Below are 18120 nucleotides of genomic sequence, written 5' to 3'. Positions count from 1 at the left end.
ATGAAGGAAATCGAGAAAATATTTCCCATCTACAAAGTTGAAAACGATGCCATCCTATCCGTACAGGGTGATATCACGGTAGCCTTCGAAGCCATACTGCCGGAAATTTTCACAATGGGTGAGCGGGATTACGAAGCATTTCACCAAGCGTGGGTGCGTGCTATCCGGCTGCTGCCCCCGCACAGTATCTTCCACAAACAGGATTGGTTTACGGACAGGAAGTACCGCGCGGACTTCGAAAAGGCAGGGGAAGCGTTCCTTTCATTGTCCAGCGAACGTTTCTTCAACGAGCGGCCTTACTTATCCCATAGCTGCTACATCTATCTCACCAAACAGGCAAAAGAACACAAGCCCGCAAGCTCCGCATACACAGGGCTGCTACGTAAATCCATCGTACCGCATCAGACCGTAAGTACAAGGCCATTCATGGATTTCATGGACAGCGCGGGCCAATTCCAGCGCATCCTTACCGATAGCGGATTCGTGAACCTCAAACGGTTGGATGACGATGCACTGGCAGGCACAGCCAACAAAGCAGGTATCATCGAACGCTACTGCTTCCTTTTGGATGAAGGCGAGCAACCGACCATCCGCGACATCCATTTAAAGGATGGCATGCTCATCGGCGACAAACGCTCCATGCTGTTCACACTTTCCGATGCCGAAGAATTACCAGCCCTGTGCGGCCCGCGCATAAACCACGACCGATACAGTACAGACCGCAGCAAATTCTCCGTGGGATTCGCAAGCCCGTTGGGAATGCTGCTCGACTGCAACCATGTATACAACCAATATATTTTCGTTGACGATGCCCCCAAGACCCTGAAAAGGATGGAAGCCAAGCGGCTACGCCTGCAATCACTTTCGGCCTATTCCCGTGAAAACGCCATCGCAAGGGATGCCACCAACGATTTTCTGAACGAAGCCATATCGGAGCAACGGCTTCCGGTGAAGGCGCACTTCAACGTACTGGCATGGTGCAACGACAACGAAGACCCAAACGAATTACGAAACAAGGTGTCGTCGGCAATGGCACAGATGGATGCCGTAGCTAAGCAGGAAAGGGACGGCGCACCGCAGGTCTGGTTTGCAGGAATACCGGGAGGCGAAGGGGATTTCCCCATGAATGACACGTTTGACAGCTTCTTGGAACAAACCACCTGTTTCCTTAACAAAGAGACTGGCTACCGTACATCCATTTCTCCGTTCGGCATCCGGCTGGGCGACAGGCTGCACGGCAAGCCCCTGCACGTGGATATCAGTGATGAGCCGATGAAACGGGGCCTTACGACCAATCGAAATAAATTCATATTAGGGCCTTCGGGTTCAGGAAAATCGTTCTTCACCAACCACATGGTCAGGTCTTACTACGAGCAGGGGACGCACGTGGTATTGCTGGATGTGGGCCACTCCTACAAAGGGCTATGCGACCTTGTGGATGGCTACTATTTCACGTACAGTGAAGCCAACCCCATTAAGTTCAATCCCTTCTATCTGACCGAGGGAGATGTACTGGATACGGAAAAAAAGGAAAGCCTGAAAACGTTGTTATTGGCACTTTGGAAGAAAGAAGACGAGCGGTTTACACGTTCGGAATATGTCGGACTCTCCAATGCGCTCACCGGATATTTTGTCCACCTTGAAAAAGACAAAACCATCTTCCCCTGCTTCAACACCTTCTATGAATACCTAAAGAGCGAGTACATGAAAGTATTGGAAGACGGTAATGTCAAGGAGAAAGACTTCGATATTTCCAACTTCCTGTACGTACTCAACCCTTACTATAAAGGTGGTGAATTTGACTATTTACTGAATGCCACCGAAAACCTCGACCTGCTCCACCAACGTTTTATCGTCTTTGAGTTGGATGCCATCAAAGATCACCCCATCCTTTTTCCGGCGGTCACGCTCATCATCATGGACGTATTTATCTCCAAGATGCGGAAGCTGAAAGGGGTACGCAAAGCCATCCTCATTGAAGAATGCTGGAAAGCCATTGCCAAAGAGGGCATGGCAGAATACATCAAATACCTGTTCAAGACGGTCAGAAAATTCTACGGAGAGGCCATCGTCGTGACACAGGAAGTCGAAGACATCATATCATCGCCGATAGTGAAACAGGCCATCATCAACAACGCTGACTGTAAGATTCTCTTAGACCAATCCAAATACGAAAACCGATTCGACCAATTGCAGGAAATGCTTGGGCTGAATGAACGGCAGAAAGCATTGATACTGTCCATGAACAGAGCCAACGACCCTAAAAGGATCTACAAAGAAGTCTACATCTTCCCGCCCGGCAAAGTGTACCGCACAGAAGTCTCACTTGAAGAATACCTCACCTACACGACCGAGGAAAGCGAAAAAGTGAAAGTGCAGGAATATGCGGCAAAGTACGGCAGTATCCGCAAAGGCATAGCGGAGCTTGCCAATGACATCAGAAGCAAAAGTGCATAACACCAAATACACAATACCATGAAAAAGCTAAAGACATACATGCTCATCCTGCCCATCAGCGCAATGACACTATTCGTATCACTGCCGGAGGGCGCGACCGCGCAGCTTGCCATTGCCGAGGTGATAAAGGCGGGTATCAAGAAAGTCATCAAAGCCATTGACCTCAAAATCCAACGGCTGCAAAACCAGACGATATGGCTACAGAATGCCCAAAAGACACTGGAAAACCAGCTTTCCAAACTCAAACTCACTGAAATAGCCGATTGGACGGACCGTCAGCGCAACTTGTACAAAAATTATTACGATGAATTGTGGAAAGTCAAATCGGTACTTACCTATTACCACCGGATAAAGGAAATGACAGAAAAACAAGCGGCCATACTGGAAGAATACCGCACCGCATGGCAGCTTTTCCAGCAAGACGAGCATTTCACACCGGAGGAACTTGCCTACATCGCAAAGGTCTATACGGGCATACTCGAAGCAAGCGTCGAAAATATAGACCAGATTATTCTTGTGGTCAACAGTTTCAAAACACAGATGTCCGATGCGGCACGGCTTGAAATCATTAAGGAAGCAAGCAACCGGATGGAAGAAAACCACACCGACCTCAAACAATTCAATAGGGAGAATGCCCTGCTATCCGTCCAACGGGCCAAGTCAACGGACGAAACACAACGGTTAAAGGAAATCTATGGAATCGATGATTAACGGGGCAGCTAAAAAAGCGACCGCCATCGGACGCAGGGCAAACGCATTGCTTGCCTTTGCCACGATCACGGCCATCTCAACCGCCATCGCTACCAAAGCGGAAGCACAGACATTTGCCGAATGGTTCAGGCAGAAGAAGACACAGAAACAATACCTTGCCGAGCAGATCATCGCCCTGAAAGGTTATGGCACCGTGCTGAAACGAGGATACGATGTGGTATCGTCGGGGCTTAACCTTGTCCGTGGATTCAGTGACGGGGAATTTGGGTTGCACACCGCTTTCTTTGCATCGCTTTCGGCAGTAAATCCCGCCATAAGGGATGATGTCCGCATTGCCGAAATAGTTGCCCTGCAAATCGCCATCATCGGCGCTTTCAACGGTTTGGAAAATGGAAGCCAACACTCCGACTACATCCGCAGCGTAAAAAACAAGGTACTGGAAGAATGTGCAATCGACCTTTCAGAACTGCTCGATATCGTGCTTTCCGGCAAGCTGGAAATGGATGACGATGAGCGTATCAAACGGCTTGAAAAGGTATATGCGGCCATGCGTGACAAAGCGGCATTCACCCAATACTACACCGGAGATGTGCATCTCCTTGCATTGATGCATAAACGCGAAACCGAACAGCTTTTCAAACTCAAAAGAATTTTCAAACATGAAGAAGATTAGCATCGCCATAGCTCTTGGCCTTTGCACCGCTTTCTTGCTACCGACCAAGAGCCAGGCACAAACGGATGAAGTGGTGCAACTGCTCCTGAACGTAGAAAAACTCAGCCAGCTAAAGGGTATCCTGTCAGACATGAAGCGCGGCTATGAAATCCTCACCGGAGGCTACAATGCCGTGCGTGACATTTCCAAAGGTAATTTCAACCTGCATAACCTGTTCCTCGATGGGCTGATGGCGGTCAATCCCGAAATTAAAAAATATTACCGCGTCGCGGATATCATCAAAATGCAGAAAGACATTGTAAAGGAATACAAATCGACCTACGACCGCTTCCGTGCATCGGGCAGTTTCACGGAAGCGGAGCTTGCCTATTTCGGCAGGATATACAAGCAACTGTTTGACCGGAGCGTCGCCAGCCTTGATGAGCTCATCATGGTTACCACGGCATCCCAACTCCGGATGTCTGATGACGAGCGACTACAGGCCATCGACCGCATATTCGACGATGTGCAGGACAAACTTCAATTCCTACGGTACTTTAACCGCGAAGGCAGCCTGCTCGACCTGCAACGCGAAAAAGAAAAAAGGGAAACACAGACACTCAAAGAACTTTATGAACTCAACTAAGCACATGATTAAAGCCCGTTCCGGCATGCGGCCTGCTTGCGCCCTTGCACCCCTGTTTTGCTTCCTTGCCGCGCTTGCCCTTGCCCCCGTCCCTGCATTCGGCCAGTCCGCCGCCGAAATCCGTGACCTGCAAAGCGTCCTCGATACAGTTTACTCCGACATGCTGCCCCTTTGCTCACGCCTGATTGGTGTGGGCCGTGGGATTGCCGGATTTGCCGCCCTTTGGTATATCGCGTCCCGCGTGTGGCGACAAATCGCCGCCGCCGAAGCCATCGACTTTTATCCCCTGCTACGTCCGTTTGCCATCGGCCTTGCCGTGCTTTTCTATCCGGTCGTATTGGCGGTACTTAACGGGACACTTAAACCCATCTCCGATGTCACGTTGGGCATGGTCAACGATTCCGACAGGGCTATTGCCACGCTGCTGAAACAGAAAGAAGAAGCGGTCAAAAATTCCAGCCATTGGCAGATGTACGTGGGAGAGAGCGGAAAAGGCGATATAGAAAAATGGCACAAATATACCTATCCCGACGACGGCACAGGTGGTGATGAAACTTGGTGGGACAAGGCCATCGGCAATGACATCAAATTTTGGATGGACAAGCAGTCCTACGCTTTCAGAAACAACGTGAAACAATGGCTGAGCGAAATACTACAGGTCGTTTTTGCCGCAGCATCGCTTTGCATCAACGCCATCCGTACGTTTTTCATGCTTGTGCTGGGCATACTTGGGCCACTCGTATTCGCTTTCAGTGTATTCGATGGATTACAGCATACGCTAACCGTATGGATAGGCCGCTACATCAATGTGTACCTGTGGCTTCCGGTCTGCAACCTGTTCGGGAGCATCATCGGCAAGATACAGGAAAAGATGCTCATACTCGACATAAGCGAAATCGGGCAGGAGGGAGATACGATGTTCAGCGCGACGGACACGGCTTACCTCATCTACCTTATCATCGGCATATTGGGGTATTTCTCCGTACCAAGCGTGGCCAACTACATCGTGCATGCTTCCGGTGCCAACTCGCTCATGCAGCGCGTCAATACGCTGATAGTAAACCCCGGCGATACAATCAGCCAAAAGCTAACCGATGGGGGCGATATGGCTAAAGACGTGTTCGGTGACGATGCCCGTACCATGCGCAACCACATGGCCGGGGCGGGAAGAAGCGATTATTTCACCAATGACCACCAGAGCGGCAGGATAAAAGGAGAATAGACGAATTAAATGCAATACACCATGTTCAAGCAATTCAGGAATATCGACACAGCATTCAAGCACATCAAAACATTCAGCATCATATCCAATGTATGCATCATCCTTTTATGCGGTTTTGTCATCTACAAAAGCCATGAGGCAGTTCAAACAATACTTTCAAGCATTTGGGTAGTAGTGGACGGCAGACCCCTGCAAGCAAAGATTGCTGGCAGCAAGGATGACCCCGAAGTGGAAGCAAGGCAGCATGTAACGAATTTCCACCAGCTGTTTTTCTCACTCGACCCCGACGACAAGGCAATTACGGCCAACATCACCAAGGCCCTCTACCTTGCGGACGAAAGCGCCAAACGCGAATACGACAACCTTCGCGAAAAGGGCTATTATTCGGGCCTCATCTCCGGCAACATCAGCCAGCGCATCACCGTGGACAGCATCCGACTGGACATGCGGAGCGAGCCCTACGGCTTTACCTGCCACGCCACACAACGGCTTATCCGCTCAAGCGGCACCCTCATGCGTACGCTCACCACCACCGGAACATTGAGGAACGTAAAACGGACGGACAACAACCCGCATGGCTTCCTTATCCAACGTTGGGAAACACTTGAAAATGCCGACATCCAATCAAGATAACCAATGGCAAAGAATCGCAAAAAACGGGAATGGGATAACGATGCCACGGAGCGGCTTGCACGCGGTATAGCCAAGTCAGTGAACAGCGTACAGGCTAAACTATCCGATAGGTTAAACAGGGCATTTGCCAAACTGGATAGACGTGCGCAGGTCACCGCATTCGCCGTGGCCATCATTGCAATGGCGGCTTATTCCATATACCTCATCCTTGATAACCTGCTTTAAAGCGAAATAAGATTCAATATTCAATACAATACAATGGAAACGAACAACAGAACACAGAAAGAGAAGCAACGCAGATTCCTGCTTGCCGTACCGCTTTTGGTACTACCATTTGCGGCACTTGCATTCCATGCCCTCGGAGGAGGTAAGGGGACACCGCAGCCAATAGATGCTACCTCAAAAGGTATCAACACCACACTGCCGGGTGCAAATTTCCGGAAGGAAACGCCGCGCACCAAGCTCGACCTATACGAACAGGCAAAAGCCGATTCGATGAAACGCATCCGCGACGAACAAAGTCGCAGGGCGGTGGCCGAATCGCTGTCCGAAGGATTCACAGACCCGCAGGAAGAACAGGTAATGCAAAAACTTGCGATGCTCGAAGACGAGCTTTACAGACCTGTAGAAACGCCGGAGCAGGCACCGCAACAGACACGTGCCATTCCGATTACCGCATCGGGGACGATATCCGCACAGATGCCCGACACGCAGCAGGACATCGAAAGGCTTGAAAAGATGATGGAACGGCTAAATTCGAGTGACCCAGCCGAAGACCCCGAAATGGAACAACTCAATGGAATGCTCGAAAGGATTTTGGACATCCAGCACCCCGAAAGGGTACAGGATAAACTACGGGAGCAGTCCCTTGCCAACAGGGAAAGCGTCTATCCGGTCACGCTTGCAGGTGACAGCCTGCCCGACAATGCCATACGCGCGGCTATCCACCGCGACCAGGAGGTGATAAACGGCTCATCCATCCAAATACGGCTGCTCGACAGCGTGTACATCAACGGCAGGCTTATCCCTGCTAACAGCTTTGCCTATGGTATATGCGCAATAAGCGGCGAACGGCTCACCATATCCGTGCGGACAATACGGCATGGCAATTCCATCCTTCCGGTATCGCTTACCGCATACGATTTGGATGGTATACCGGGCTTGAAGGCATCCACCGCACTGACCCGCGACGCGGTCACGGACGGAAGTAACAATGCCATACAGGGCATGCAGCTAATGTCATTTGACCCATCACTTGCTGCACAGGCCGCAACGGCAGGGGTGAATGCCGCAAAGGGGCTTTTCAACCGCAGGGTGCGGCAAGCCAAAGTCAACACGAAAGCAGGATATGACCTGCTCCTGCGCGACGATAACCAACGATAAAAATAAATAGCAAAACTATGAAACCATTAACGATCATCCCCGTATTATGCTGTCTGACGTGGCTCACATGCCATGCACAGCAACCGGATTATGAAACCGGACGCGTAGCAAAACAGCCATCAAAAGGTGCGGTAACAAAAGACCGTAACAGCAAGATGAGCGCTGCCCTGCATGGGATTTACATCCATGACGATGTGCTGTATTTCCAAATCGGATTACGAAACGGCTCACACATCCGTTTCGACATTGACTTCATCCGCTTCTACATCCGCGATAGAAAGGTCGCCAAGCGCACGGTCACGCAGGAAAAGGAAATGATGCCGCTTGACATCGACGGACTGGAAAGACCTTTGGTAGACGGCAAGTGCGGTAAAACCGTCGTAGCCGCATTGGATAAATTTACCCTTGCCAACAGCAAGCAGCTCACCATCGAAATATACGAGAAGGACGGCGGCAGGCATCTGTACCTAAAAGTGCGCAACCGCAATATCGAAAATGCGCAACCGATAAACTGAATACGCCATGCAACTTTTACGGAATGACATCGCACCCGATATTGCCAAGTACCTGAACAGCCAGTTGGAAAACGGCATGAAATGGGCAGTCTACGACACCGAAGAAGACATCACAGGTGCATGGGACATCACGTGCTTCCGGCACCAGCGTGACGCACACGCCTACGTAAACGCCGGATTTGCGGAAGCTTATTACCTTGACGTAGATACCATTCCCCGTCTACTGAAACAATTGGACGAAATAATCACAAACAAGTATCAAACGGGCATATTGCCCCATCAACAAAAGGAGGACACCATGAATCTCAACAATCTGGAGGATTTGAAAAAATACCTCACCGAACTAAAATTTGACCCAACTCACATTCAGGAATTGGAAGAAAAAATGACCAAGGGACTTCCCGCCTTTGACATTACCGACCAGTACATCGGTCAATACAAAGGCAAAACGGGTGTAATCGACCTCAATCTTCCGGTGAGGCAGTCGAACCAATCCGAAAACTACTACATGAACAAGTTTGACCTGACATTCACCAAAGCAAATCCCCTGCCGGAAGGCCAAAAATACTTTGTCATAACCAAAGACCCCGAAAACGGGAAAAAGCTATTCCGCGACTTCATCAGTCCTGCAAAGGCCATCGAATACCTCAACGAAAAAAAACAGGGGGAAAGGGAATTGGTCATCGGCACCAGTCCGAAACCCAACGAAAGCACCGTACTTGTACGGAAAGAGGACGCAAAGCTCATCTATACCGCGCAGGACTTCCGTGAAACCTACCACAGCAAGCCGCTCACGCAGCCGTTCTACATCCAGGAGGGGAAGGGCTTCACATTACCGGAGGCGTTAAAGCTCATACAGGGACAAAGCCTGTACAAAGAGAACCTGCTCACCGCGAACGGCGACCAATACAAAGCCTACGTGTCCATCAACCGCGACGACCCCATGTCCACCGGAAACGGATACCGCTACCATCAGTTCCGCGACCCCGAATATGGTTTCGATATCGAAAAAACGCTTGCGCAATACGACATAAAAGGAATCGATAACCAAGAATCAAAGAATAAATTAATTGGGTTACTTAAAGATGGCAATCAAGTACCTGTGGTTATCGAAAAGAACGGAAAACGTTACGATGTCAAGATTGAAACGGCACCGCGTTACAAAAACATCAATATCGTAAATAAAGAGGGGCAACCCCTGAGAAGGGAGTTTTTTGACCGTAACAACACGCAGGAAATTAAAAACCCAGTCCCTTTAAGGCGTGAATGGGATTTAAATCAAAAACAGGGAATGCGTTTATAAGCAAAAGAAACACTTTCTGTTTACGTTAAATTAAAAAAGGCACATTTAACCGATTTTTAAACGATTAAAAAACAACAAGATGAGTACATTCAATCAATTGAAAGACCTCATCGCTTCGGTGGAAGCCGATGCGGTCAAATTCTTTGAGAAAGGCAATGCCGCAGCAGGCACGCGCGTCAGGAAAGCCATGCAGGAAGCCAAGACACTTGCACAGTCCATCCGGAATGAGGTAACGGCCAAGAAAAGCGCCAAATAACCCTGTCCCAAATCCTGTTAGCCCGATATGAAAGCGTATCGGGCTTTTTTTGTTCCCGGCCAAATCGCTAATTTTGTGATAATCACCATATGAAAGGAGGATTCCCATGAAATCCATATCAATTATCACCGTCGCAGGCATTTCGTTTGGCTTACTAAACGGATGTTCATCAAGTCCCGATAAATCAGACCTTACCCAAGAGGTTGTCGGGAAATACGCATCAGAGAGCGAAAACGAGTTTGACCATTTCAGGGATACGCTGGAAATAAAGCCCACCGATGACGGCAGGCTGGATGTGACCATAATCGCGCGGTGGTCGGCAGCCAAGAAAGATGACCCCCAGCGGCCCAACAAAAACAAGGTAGCGGGTGTTTGGAATGACTACGGAAAAGGAAGAACCCAAGTAGCCGAATTACAGGCAAGCGACACCACGCTCCGCATCACCGAACCGATGGACGGAAGCGTAACCGTCATTCCTGTCTCCTTGGATGAAGGCACCCTAAGTTGGCCGCTGAATGACGGAACGGAAAAAACCTATAACAAAATCCCATAGATGACCACTTACCAACATCAATAATACCGAAACTCTAACCGTTTTCCACCATCCAAATCCTAAAGCTGGCATTAGTCAGCTTTAGTTTTTTCATCCCAAATACAAGACCGACTACCACCTACCTAAGACAGTACCTCAGACTCATCGGCTTTTGCCAAACAAATTTATTAAAAACACCCCCCTCACTGCAAGGCGGCTCCACTTCGTTCCGCTGGTTTTCGGGAAAAAATCTTCCCTGCTCGCTTTCGCTCGCGAGGTATTTTTTCCCGAAAAGCCTTGCCTTTGAGGGGGGTGTTTAAGGGGGGTGTTTATCAAAAGCCGGCGAGGCTACTGCCGAGACGGTTTTGAGGGAATCGCTCTTAAAAATTTTGGCTGATGGAAAAGAATAAAGCCCCCCCGTTTTGCTCCCCTGTTTGGGGGGGCAAACGCAAAAGGATTAAACGAAGTAATTTTTATCAAAAAAGTGAATTATCATGAAAACAGTAGAAACGGCCAACAAGGCCATCGAATCAAAGAACGGAGTAAACAACACGGATGTAAAGGCAGCAGAAACAAAAGCCGCAGCAAGGGTAACCAATGGAAAAGGTGCAGCAGCCAACGGCAAAACAGCCAAAACAAACGGAAAGGCAGCCGCGCCCCACACACCGGAAACGGCTAAAGTCGTTGAGTCTGTCCAAAAGCCCGAACCCACAAAAGCGGAACTTAGGGAAATGCTGGCCGACCTGCCCCCATCCAAGAATTTGGACGAAACCATTAAATGGGTTGAGAACTTGCACCGTAAAAAGCTGCAACGCGACAAACTTATTGCTACTATCGAGGAACTGGATGCATTTGAGATTGAGCAGTTGGACGAAACCGAGGAAGCAGGGGTAGACCATTTCCAAGGTTGCCAGTTGTCCATCGAGGACGACCACGGTGGGGAATTTTCTACCAAAAATCCATTCCTCATCAATGCAGTGACGCGGTATGTCAAATCACTCTGTGATGATAAACTTGCAGAAATCGAAGGGGAAATCCGTTTTCCTCAGTAATGACAGTCTGCCCCTGCACAGCGTTGCAGGGGCATTTTTTCACATAAATACCGAAGCATGAAGTACGAAACGCTTTATCTGATGGTGCGGGCTGTAGTGCAGTCCGAACACCAAGACATTAGCGAAACCGTCCACGAGGTTGAGACATCGGCAATCTGTTCGGTGAGTAACACAGGTAAGGTTACGGTTTTGGAAACGGAGATTTTACTAACAAGAGTAAGGAACACTAAAATTAAAAAACATGGCACATAACATAAATTATAATGAGTTGACCAAGAAACATAGTTTTTTCAGCGTAAAGGAAAAGGCTTGGCATGGGCTGGGACAGATCGTAGAGGAGTATCCCACGAGTGAGGAAGCTATCCGCTTTGCCGGATTGGATTACACCGTTGAAAAACGTAAGCTATTCACGTTCGACAGTGAAAACAATGCAGGTAACCCCGATACGGAAATTATCATCCCTGAAATAGAAGTACCGAATTATTACGCCACGGTACGCACCGACACAGACCAGGCTTTAGGAGTGGTGCGCAAGAACTACGGAATTGTGCAGAATACCGAAGCATTTGCATTCTTTGACAATCTGGTTGGAAGCAAAGGAGGTATAAAGTACGAAACGGCAGGAGCATTGGGCAACGGTGAAAGGGTATTTATCACCGCTAAATTACCCGACTTCTTACGTGTGGGACGTAAAGATTTGATAGAGCAATATCTGCTTCTGACGACCTCACATGATGGCTTGGGATGCATGACGGCAGCATTTACACCTATCCGAGTGGTATGTAATAATACACTCAATGCTGCATTATACGGGACGGTTAAAAGCGTGAAAATCCGGCATACTTCCAATGTGTTGGAGCGATTGAACGAAGCGCACAAGCTGTTAGGCATTACCCACAAGCTTGCAGAAGATTTGGAGGAAGTTTTCAACCATTGGACAAGGGTACGCATTACCGACCCCGCAGTAAAACGCCTCATACAAATCGCGATGGCTCACCCCAACAAGGAAACAATACAGGCATTGCAGAACGGCAACGATGACGAGCTTTCCAGCAAGTATAAAAACATGGTGGAATGTGCGTATGAGTATGCAATGGGTAACCCCACCCAACAGGACAAAAGCACAAGCGGTACGCTTTACGGTGCTTTCAATGGCGTTACCGGATATTTTCAGAACGTCAGGAAATACAGGGACGGCGAGGCCAAATTTAATTCCATCATGGGTGGAAATGCATTGCAGAAATCGGAAAAGGCATTTCAGCTATGCAGCGATTTTGCGCGTTTCGGAGCAAAAGCATTAGAGTTGAATTAATTGAGATTATTAACTAAGCGGAGGCGCAACAGCACAAAGGGCGCATTTATATCATGAAACACGATTTTGAACAACGTAGGCAAAAGCGCATAGAGAACGCAAAGAACCGAGCGAAAAAGAACGAACAGGAAGCCGAAAGCCTTTATAAAAGTGCAACGGAAATGGCCAGCGTTATCCCATTTGGGCAACCCATTTTAGTAGGTCACCATTCTGAAAAAAGGGACCGCAATTTTAGGGATAAAATACACAATACCTTTGGTAAGTCATTCGAGAAACAGGACAAAGCGAAGTATTACGAGGAAAAGGCAGAAACCATAGAAACCAATACCGACATCTTTTCGGATGACCCCGATGCTTTGCAGAAGTTGGAAGCGAGACTTAGAGAGTTGCAGGAATCACAGGAATTTATGAAGGCAGCCAATAAATGCCTAAAGAAAAAGGATAAAGAAGGCTTTTTTTCACTGCCCCATGCTTCCGAAAAGCTTTGGCAAGAAATTAACACGCCCGATGTAATGGGGGAAATCGGTTTTGCCCATTACAAGCTAAGCAACAACAATGCGAACATCAGGCGTATCAAACAGCGCATTGAGCAATTACGGAAGCTACAGGAGCGGCAGCCGTTTGACAAGACAATAAACGGTGTCCGTATTGTTGAAAATTTGGGAGCCAACCGCTTGCAAATGGTTTTCGATGGCAAGCCGAGTGCAGAGGTCAGGAAGCAACTAAAGTCGAACGGTTTCCGGTGGTCACCGAATGAGGGCGCTTGGCAACGGCATATATCAAACTGGGCGCTTTACATCGCAAAGCAGATAGCCGAGGGACTGGCTAATGATAATTGATGGTTGAACTTTGTAGGCAGCTAAGGCTGCCTACCCTTAATAACTTTGAAAAATGAACGCATTGAATCAATTGACGAACACGGAAAAGCTAAGGCTTTTGCATGACCTTTTCCCGAATGAAATACCCGAATTATTGGATGATATTTTGGGCTTCTGTACGGCTTTTAAAGAAAACGCGGCAAAGTATAAAGAAGCATGGGATTCAAACGATTTCACTTTTGAAACATGGATGCACTTATCGCAACAGACCGAAAAACTGATTAAGAAAAAGCGATTTGATATGGTTAGGAGCAGTCGCATATTTTCCGAACATCTAAGTTTCGCATATGAAGTATTTTTTGTGATTGACCGCATTGTAAAGTATGCAGAAAACAGGTGTGAAAACAGGAAGTTTAAATTGGCCGTAGATATGCTTTTTTCATACGGTTGATACTGTTAACAGAAGATTGGTTAATACGAATTGATGGTTAAACATGGTAGGCAGCCTATTGACTGCCTACCCCCTAAAATTCATTAAAATGAAAGCATTAGAAAAATTAACGGATATGGACAAGGCGAAGTTGTTACACGACCTTTTCCCAAATGAAATAAAGCCTCTTTTGGATTACATTTCAAGGTATTGCGAGGACTTGAAATTTAATCCTGACAAGCACAGCAAAGGCTGGAGTAATCGAGCAATAATGACCTTTGAATATTGGCAGGGATTGGGGGAACAGGTTGAGGAAACGATAACGCTACATTACATGGGATTGTTGAAGTTTAGCGGTACATTTTCCGCAGAGCTTTTCTATGGGATAAAGGGCGCGTTTGTCATTCAGTGTCTATTACGGTGGGCAAGAACTGAATGTAAAAACAAGAAGTTTAAATTAGCAATAGCGTTGCTATATTTAGAAAATTAAGACAAATTCCACATCCCCTTAAAACGCATTTTAAGCCGTTTTAAGGGGTGTTTTCCCAAAATAAACATTCCTTCATTGGAAGCCTAAAAGTGCCTCAAAACGGCTAAAAACGGCCTTAAATGGCTATTTTTTGCCGCGCGCTAAGAGCGGTTTAAGAGCCTTTTAAGAGTGATTTAATAGCTGTTTAACACATTCTCAAACCCCCGAATTTTTATTATTAGGGAGTACCTAAAAGTCCCTAATAATTCCGAGCTGGTCTGCCCACTATTGTAATTAAAACAGGGCAAACGGATGAATGGCAAACACTTCGAAAAACGGAACGTTTCACCCGAGCGGGCAATGCAAATTTTGCATAAAAACGGCTTGCAAGTTGATGAAAATCAAGCGAAAAAAATCTTGGATTTCATGTATATTTTGGCTAAATTAGTGGTCAAGGAATACCTTTCTGAAGATGAAAATTGATGATTTTCCAAAGATTTTCCAAAGATTTTCCAAAGGCAATTCTTTAGTTTTTTAACACAAAATTTTGTGAAATGAAAAAAGTGTATTTGTACATCCGTGTAAGCACGGATGAACAGAAAAAGAAGGGCTATTCGTTGCCTGAACAGGAAGAGCGGTTGAAGAATTACTGTGATTTTCACGGTTTGGAAATTGTGGACATTTACCGTGAGGATCATTCAGCCAAAAATTTCAATAGACCAGCATGGAAAAGACTCTTATCCATACTGAAAAAACGTGGGAAGACGAAAAGTAAAGAGGAAGTAAAAGTACTGTTTGTGAAGTGGGATAGGTTCAGCCGCAGCGTCGAGGCAGCCTATGCCATGATAGGCATCCTACGCGGCCTGTATGTAAGTGCCGATGCGATTGACCAACCGATTGACTTTGGAGTTCCTGAAAGCGCTGTTATGCTTGCCGTGTACCTATCAATTCCCGAAGCAGAGAATTTACGGCGGGGGCTCAATGTACTTGATGGAATGCGACGAGCAAGGAAACAGGGGCGATGGATGGGAGCAGCGCCTAAAGGCTATGTCAACAGGATTACGCCCGATGGAGAGCGGAAGTATATCACGCCCAAACCCGGCGAGGCAGAAATTATGAAATGGGTTTTTGAAGAACTTGCCAAAGGTGTGCAGCCCGCAGAACAGATACGTAGGGAAGCAAACGAAAAGGGGTTAAAGTGCGAACGCAACAACTTCTGGAAGCTGATAAGGAATCCTGTTTACTGTGGACTTATTATCGTACCACAATACAAAAATGAAGAAATGGATATAGTGGATGGCCAGCACGAACCGCTAATCAACAAGACGTTATTTTATAGAGTGCAGGATGTGCTGAACGGAAAAAGACGGCCAAAAACCACAAAAATTAAAGCGTCTGAACAAACGCTCGTATTAAGGGGAGTTATACGGTGCCCACAATGTACACGGATGCTAACAGGAAGTGGGTCAAAGGGAAGACATGGAGGACGTTATTATTACTACCATTGCTCATGCAATGAATGCAAATTCAGATTTAAAGCGGATGTGGTAAACAACTATTTTGAAAGGGAAGTGATGCAATATTCATTGCGTCCTGAAACTGGTGAACTGTTCAAGTTGGTTGTAAAGGATGTTTTCCAGTCCCAAAATGAGGTGGAATGGGATGACCGTCGGGATATTAGCAGACAGATAGAAGAAAAGGAAGCGATGATAGCCAAAGCGAGGCAACGGTTGATGCAAGATGAAATAGACGCAGAAGATTTCAAAATCATCAAGACAGAATGTCGCGCGGATGTTCGGGAATTAGAAGACAGACTTGCCGAATTGCCAGCCAAGACGCAGACCATGAAAACACTGGATGTCCTTTTGGATAGGGTTGTTACTAAGTTTATGAACGTGCAGCAACGGTATTACAATGCAGAGCCGCATGAGAAGCGTAAATTAGTGGCATCCCTTTATCCGGATTTCGTAACTTTCAATGGAGAGCAACATCGAACCCCTCGACCTAATGAAGCACTTGAAGTTATTTTGCTGATAAACAGGACTTTAAACGGCATAAAAAAAGGGGAAAAATCCAGTATTTTAGACTTTTCCCCTAAAGTAGCCCGTAGGGGAATCGAACCCCTGTTTCAAGAATGAAAATCTTGCGTCCTAACCCCTAGACGAACGGGCCTTTTTAATCGCCCCGAAAAACCCTATTGTTTTTTCGGTCTGCAAAGATAGGAGTATTTCCATTCCTTCCAAAAAAAATAACAGATTTTTTGCGACTACCCCTACATTATCAGCAATAGGGTTACTGCCAGCCACCGCCAACGGCACGATACAGATCGGCTAATGCCCCGAGATGCAATCGCTTGACATCTGCAAGTTCGAGCTCACTTTGGAGCATGTTGTTTTGTGCTGTGATTACTTCGAGGTAATTAGCGGCGCCATTTGTGTATAATACGTTGGCATTGTTCACGGCATTGCGGAGCCGGACTACTTTTTCTGCTGTGAGGATACTGCGCGCTTTCAGCTTCTCGATTTTGATGAGTGCATCAGCCACTTCGCCAACAGCTACCAGCATGGATTGACGAAACTGAATAACGGATTTTTCCCGTTCGATGCGCGACACCTCATAGGCGGTTTTTAACCGCCGATTTTGAAAAATGGGTTGTGTAAGCCCGCCGGCAACGGATCCGAAAAGCGACGCTGGCATGGTAAACCAGTTGCTTGCGGTAAACGAATTGACACCACCCTGGGCGGTAATGGTCAATGAAGGATACATGCTAGCTCGTGCTTGGCGCACGTAGGCATCTGCTATCCGTACACCTAATTCCGCAGAACGGACATCGGGCCGCCTGCTCAGCAGGACGGAGGGAATACCGGCAGATATGTGATCGGGAATGGCAATATCCGCGAGATGTGCCCCAGAGGATACAGCCTCTGGTACCCTGCCCATGAGAATGCTCAATGCGTTTTCTTGTATATTGATCTCCTGCTCATATAAGGGAATCAGTGTTGCTGCACTCAGTCGTTGCGCTTCGGCTTGCTCCAAAGCCAATAGGGTGGCTTCACCTACTTCGTATTGGAGCTTAATGAGGTTCAACGTAGTGTCGTTGAGGGTAAGACTGCGCTGAGCAATAGCTAATTGCGCTCGCAGTGCCAGCAAATTGTAGTAGGCATAAGCCACATTGGTAACCAATTGGGTCTCGATGGCTTTCTTGGCTTCCTCGGTCTGTAAGTAGGAAGCAAGTGCCGCCGCTTTTTGATTGCGGATTTTTCCCCAGATATCCAGCTCCCAGGAAAAAGATACCGCAGCATTATAGTCCTCAATATGTCTGTTGCCCAAGAATTGATTCAGGCTGAGTCCATTTAGGCTGTTGTTTGACGGGCGGGTGGTGCTGCCTACCGCCACCAACGCTACGGATGGCAGATAGGCCAGCTTCGCCTGTGCCAAAAGCTGGTTGGCAACTTCGATGTTTTTCACGGCCAGCTGCAAATCGTTATTGCGTGCGATGGCAGTGTCCAACAAGGCCAGCAGGGTGCTGTCACTGAAATAGTCCGTTCTGGGAAGATAGGCGATGCCTGCGGTATCGATAGTATCAACCGATGATAGGGGGGCATTGCGGTACGATTCGGGCAACGCTGCACCTGCCTGCACACCTTCTTGGGGCGCTCTGCAGGACGTGATGAACAGCGATGCGGCAAGGCAAAACGAAAAGAATATGTTAATCGAAAATGTATTCAT

Annotated in this window: 19 protein-coding genes and 1 tRNA gene; 18 read left to right on the top strand and 2 right to left on the bottom strand. The window is 47.5% G+C overall.

The annotated features are described in order from the left end of the window. The 18 genes from BMW65_RS01520 (at position 1) to BMW65_RS01430 (ending at position 16529) form a co-directional block, all read left to right on the top strand. Positions 1-2457, top strand: coding sequence for a TraG family conjugative transposon ATPase (locus BMW65_RS01520; RefSeq protein WP_090602212.1), 2457 nt, complete (start codon positions 1-3; stop codon positions 2455-2457). Positions 2458-2475: 18 nt separating this feature from the next. Beyond that, positions 2476-3168, top strand: coding sequence for a conjugal transfer protein TraI (locus BMW65_RS01515; RefSeq protein ID WP_090602211.1), 693 nt, complete (start codon positions 2476-2478; stop codon positions 3166-3168). After that, complete coding sequence (locus tag BMW65_RS01510; RefSeq protein WP_143053763.1) at positions 3152-3841, top strand: hypothetical protein; 690 nt, start codon at positions 3152-3154, stop codon at positions 3839-3841. Before BMW65_RS01515 ends, BMW65_RS01510 begins: the two co-directional genes overlap by 17 nt. Continuing rightward, entirely contained in the window at positions 3828-4466 is a 639-nt protein-coding gene (locus BMW65_RS01505; RefSeq protein WP_090602209.1) for a hypothetical protein, read from the top strand. The genes BMW65_RS01510 and BMW65_RS01505 overlap by 14 nt, the downstream gene beginning before the upstream one ends. Positions 4467-4470: 4 nt before the next feature. Next, a complete protein-coding gene (gene traJ / locus BMW65_RS01500) occupies positions 4471-5688 on the top strand; it encodes a conjugative transposon protein TraJ (RefSeq protein WP_245747448.1) in 1218 nt (405 codons plus the stop codon). Positions 5689-5709: 21 nt separating this feature from the next. After that, positions 5710-6321: a conjugative transposon protein TraK gene (gene traK / locus BMW65_RS01495; protein ID WP_090602934.1), complete on the top strand. Its 612-nt coding sequence runs from the start codon at positions 5710-5712 to the stop codon at positions 6319-6321. A gap of 3 nt (positions 6322-6324) precedes the next feature. Beyond that, entirely contained in the window at positions 6325-6546 is a 222-nt protein-coding gene (locus BMW65_RS01490) for a hypothetical protein (protein WP_090602207.1), read from the top strand. 33 nt (positions 6547-6579) lie between these two features. After that, positions 6580-7704, top strand: a complete 1125-nt coding sequence (gene traM / locus BMW65_RS01485) for a conjugative transposon protein TraM (protein ID WP_090602206.1) — start codon at positions 6580-6582, stop codon at positions 7702-7704. Positions 7705-7721: 17 nt separating this feature from the next. Next, entirely contained in the window at positions 7722-8219 is a 498-nt protein-coding gene (locus tag BMW65_RS01480) for a DUF4138 domain-containing protein (RefSeq protein ID WP_090602204.1), read from the top strand. Between the two features lie 7 nt (positions 8220-8226). Continuing rightward, a complete protein-coding gene (locus BMW65_RS01475; RefSeq protein WP_090602203.1) occupies positions 8227-9522 on the top strand; it encodes a hypothetical protein in 1296 nt (431 codons plus the stop codon). 79 nt (positions 9523-9601) lie between these two features. Continuing rightward, entirely contained in the window at positions 9602-9778 is a 177-nt protein-coding gene (locus BMW65_RS01470; RefSeq protein WP_090602201.1) for a histone H1, read from the top strand. Positions 9779-9884: 106 nt separating this feature from the next. Beyond that, positions 9885-10331, top strand: a complete 447-nt coding sequence (locus BMW65_RS01465) for a hypothetical protein (RefSeq protein WP_090602200.1) — start codon at positions 9885-9887, stop codon at positions 10329-10331. Positions 10332-10804: 473 nt separating this feature from the next. Beyond that, entirely contained in the window at positions 10805-11362 is a 558-nt protein-coding gene (locus BMW65_RS01460; protein ID WP_090602198.1) for a hypothetical protein, read from the top strand. A 241-nt stretch (positions 11363-11603) separates the two neighbouring features. Further along, positions 11604-12674, top strand: coding sequence for a DUF932 domain-containing protein (locus tag BMW65_RS01450; RefSeq protein ID WP_090602195.1), 1071 nt, complete (start codon positions 11604-11606; stop codon positions 12672-12674). 53 nt (positions 12675-12727) lie between these two features. Next, entirely contained in the window at positions 12728-13513 is a 786-nt protein-coding gene (locus tag BMW65_RS01445; RefSeq protein WP_090602194.1) for a DUF3560 domain-containing protein, read from the top strand. Between the two features lie 52 nt (positions 13514-13565). Further along, positions 13566-13943: a hypothetical protein gene (locus tag BMW65_RS01440; RefSeq protein WP_090602192.1), complete on the top strand. Its 378-nt coding sequence runs from the start codon at positions 13566-13568 to the stop codon at positions 13941-13943. 88 nt (positions 13944-14031) lie between these two features. After that, positions 14032-14412, top strand: coding sequence for a hypothetical protein (locus BMW65_RS01435; protein ID WP_143053762.1), 381 nt, complete (start codon positions 14032-14034; stop codon positions 14410-14412). Between the two features lie 533 nt (positions 14413-14945). Continuing rightward, the gene (locus tag BMW65_RS01430; RefSeq protein WP_090602933.1) at positions 14946-16529 is read left to right on the top strand and encodes a recombinase family protein; all 1584 of its coding nucleotides are present in this window, start codon (positions 14946-14948) and stop codon (positions 16527-16529) included. Here the strand turns inward: BMW65_RS01430 and BMW65_RS01425 are convergent. Beyond that, positions 16492-16563 (bottom strand) — tRNA-Glu (locus BMW65_RS01425). The genes BMW65_RS01430 and BMW65_RS01425 overlap by 38 nt on opposite strands. A 120-nt stretch (positions 16564-16683) precedes the next feature. Continuing rightward, positions 16684-18120: a TolC family protein gene (locus BMW65_RS01420; protein ID WP_090602189.1), complete on the bottom strand. Its 1437-nt coding sequence runs from the start codon at positions 18118-18120 to the stop codon at positions 16684-16686.

The organism is Parapedobacter koreensis, assembly GCF_900109365.1.
Classification (GTDB): Bacteria; Bacteroidota; Bacteroidia; order Sphingobacteriales; family Sphingobacteriaceae; genus Parapedobacter; species Parapedobacter koreensis.
Note: the sequence above shows the minus strand (reverse complement) of the source record. Positions and strands in the feature narration are given on the sequence as shown.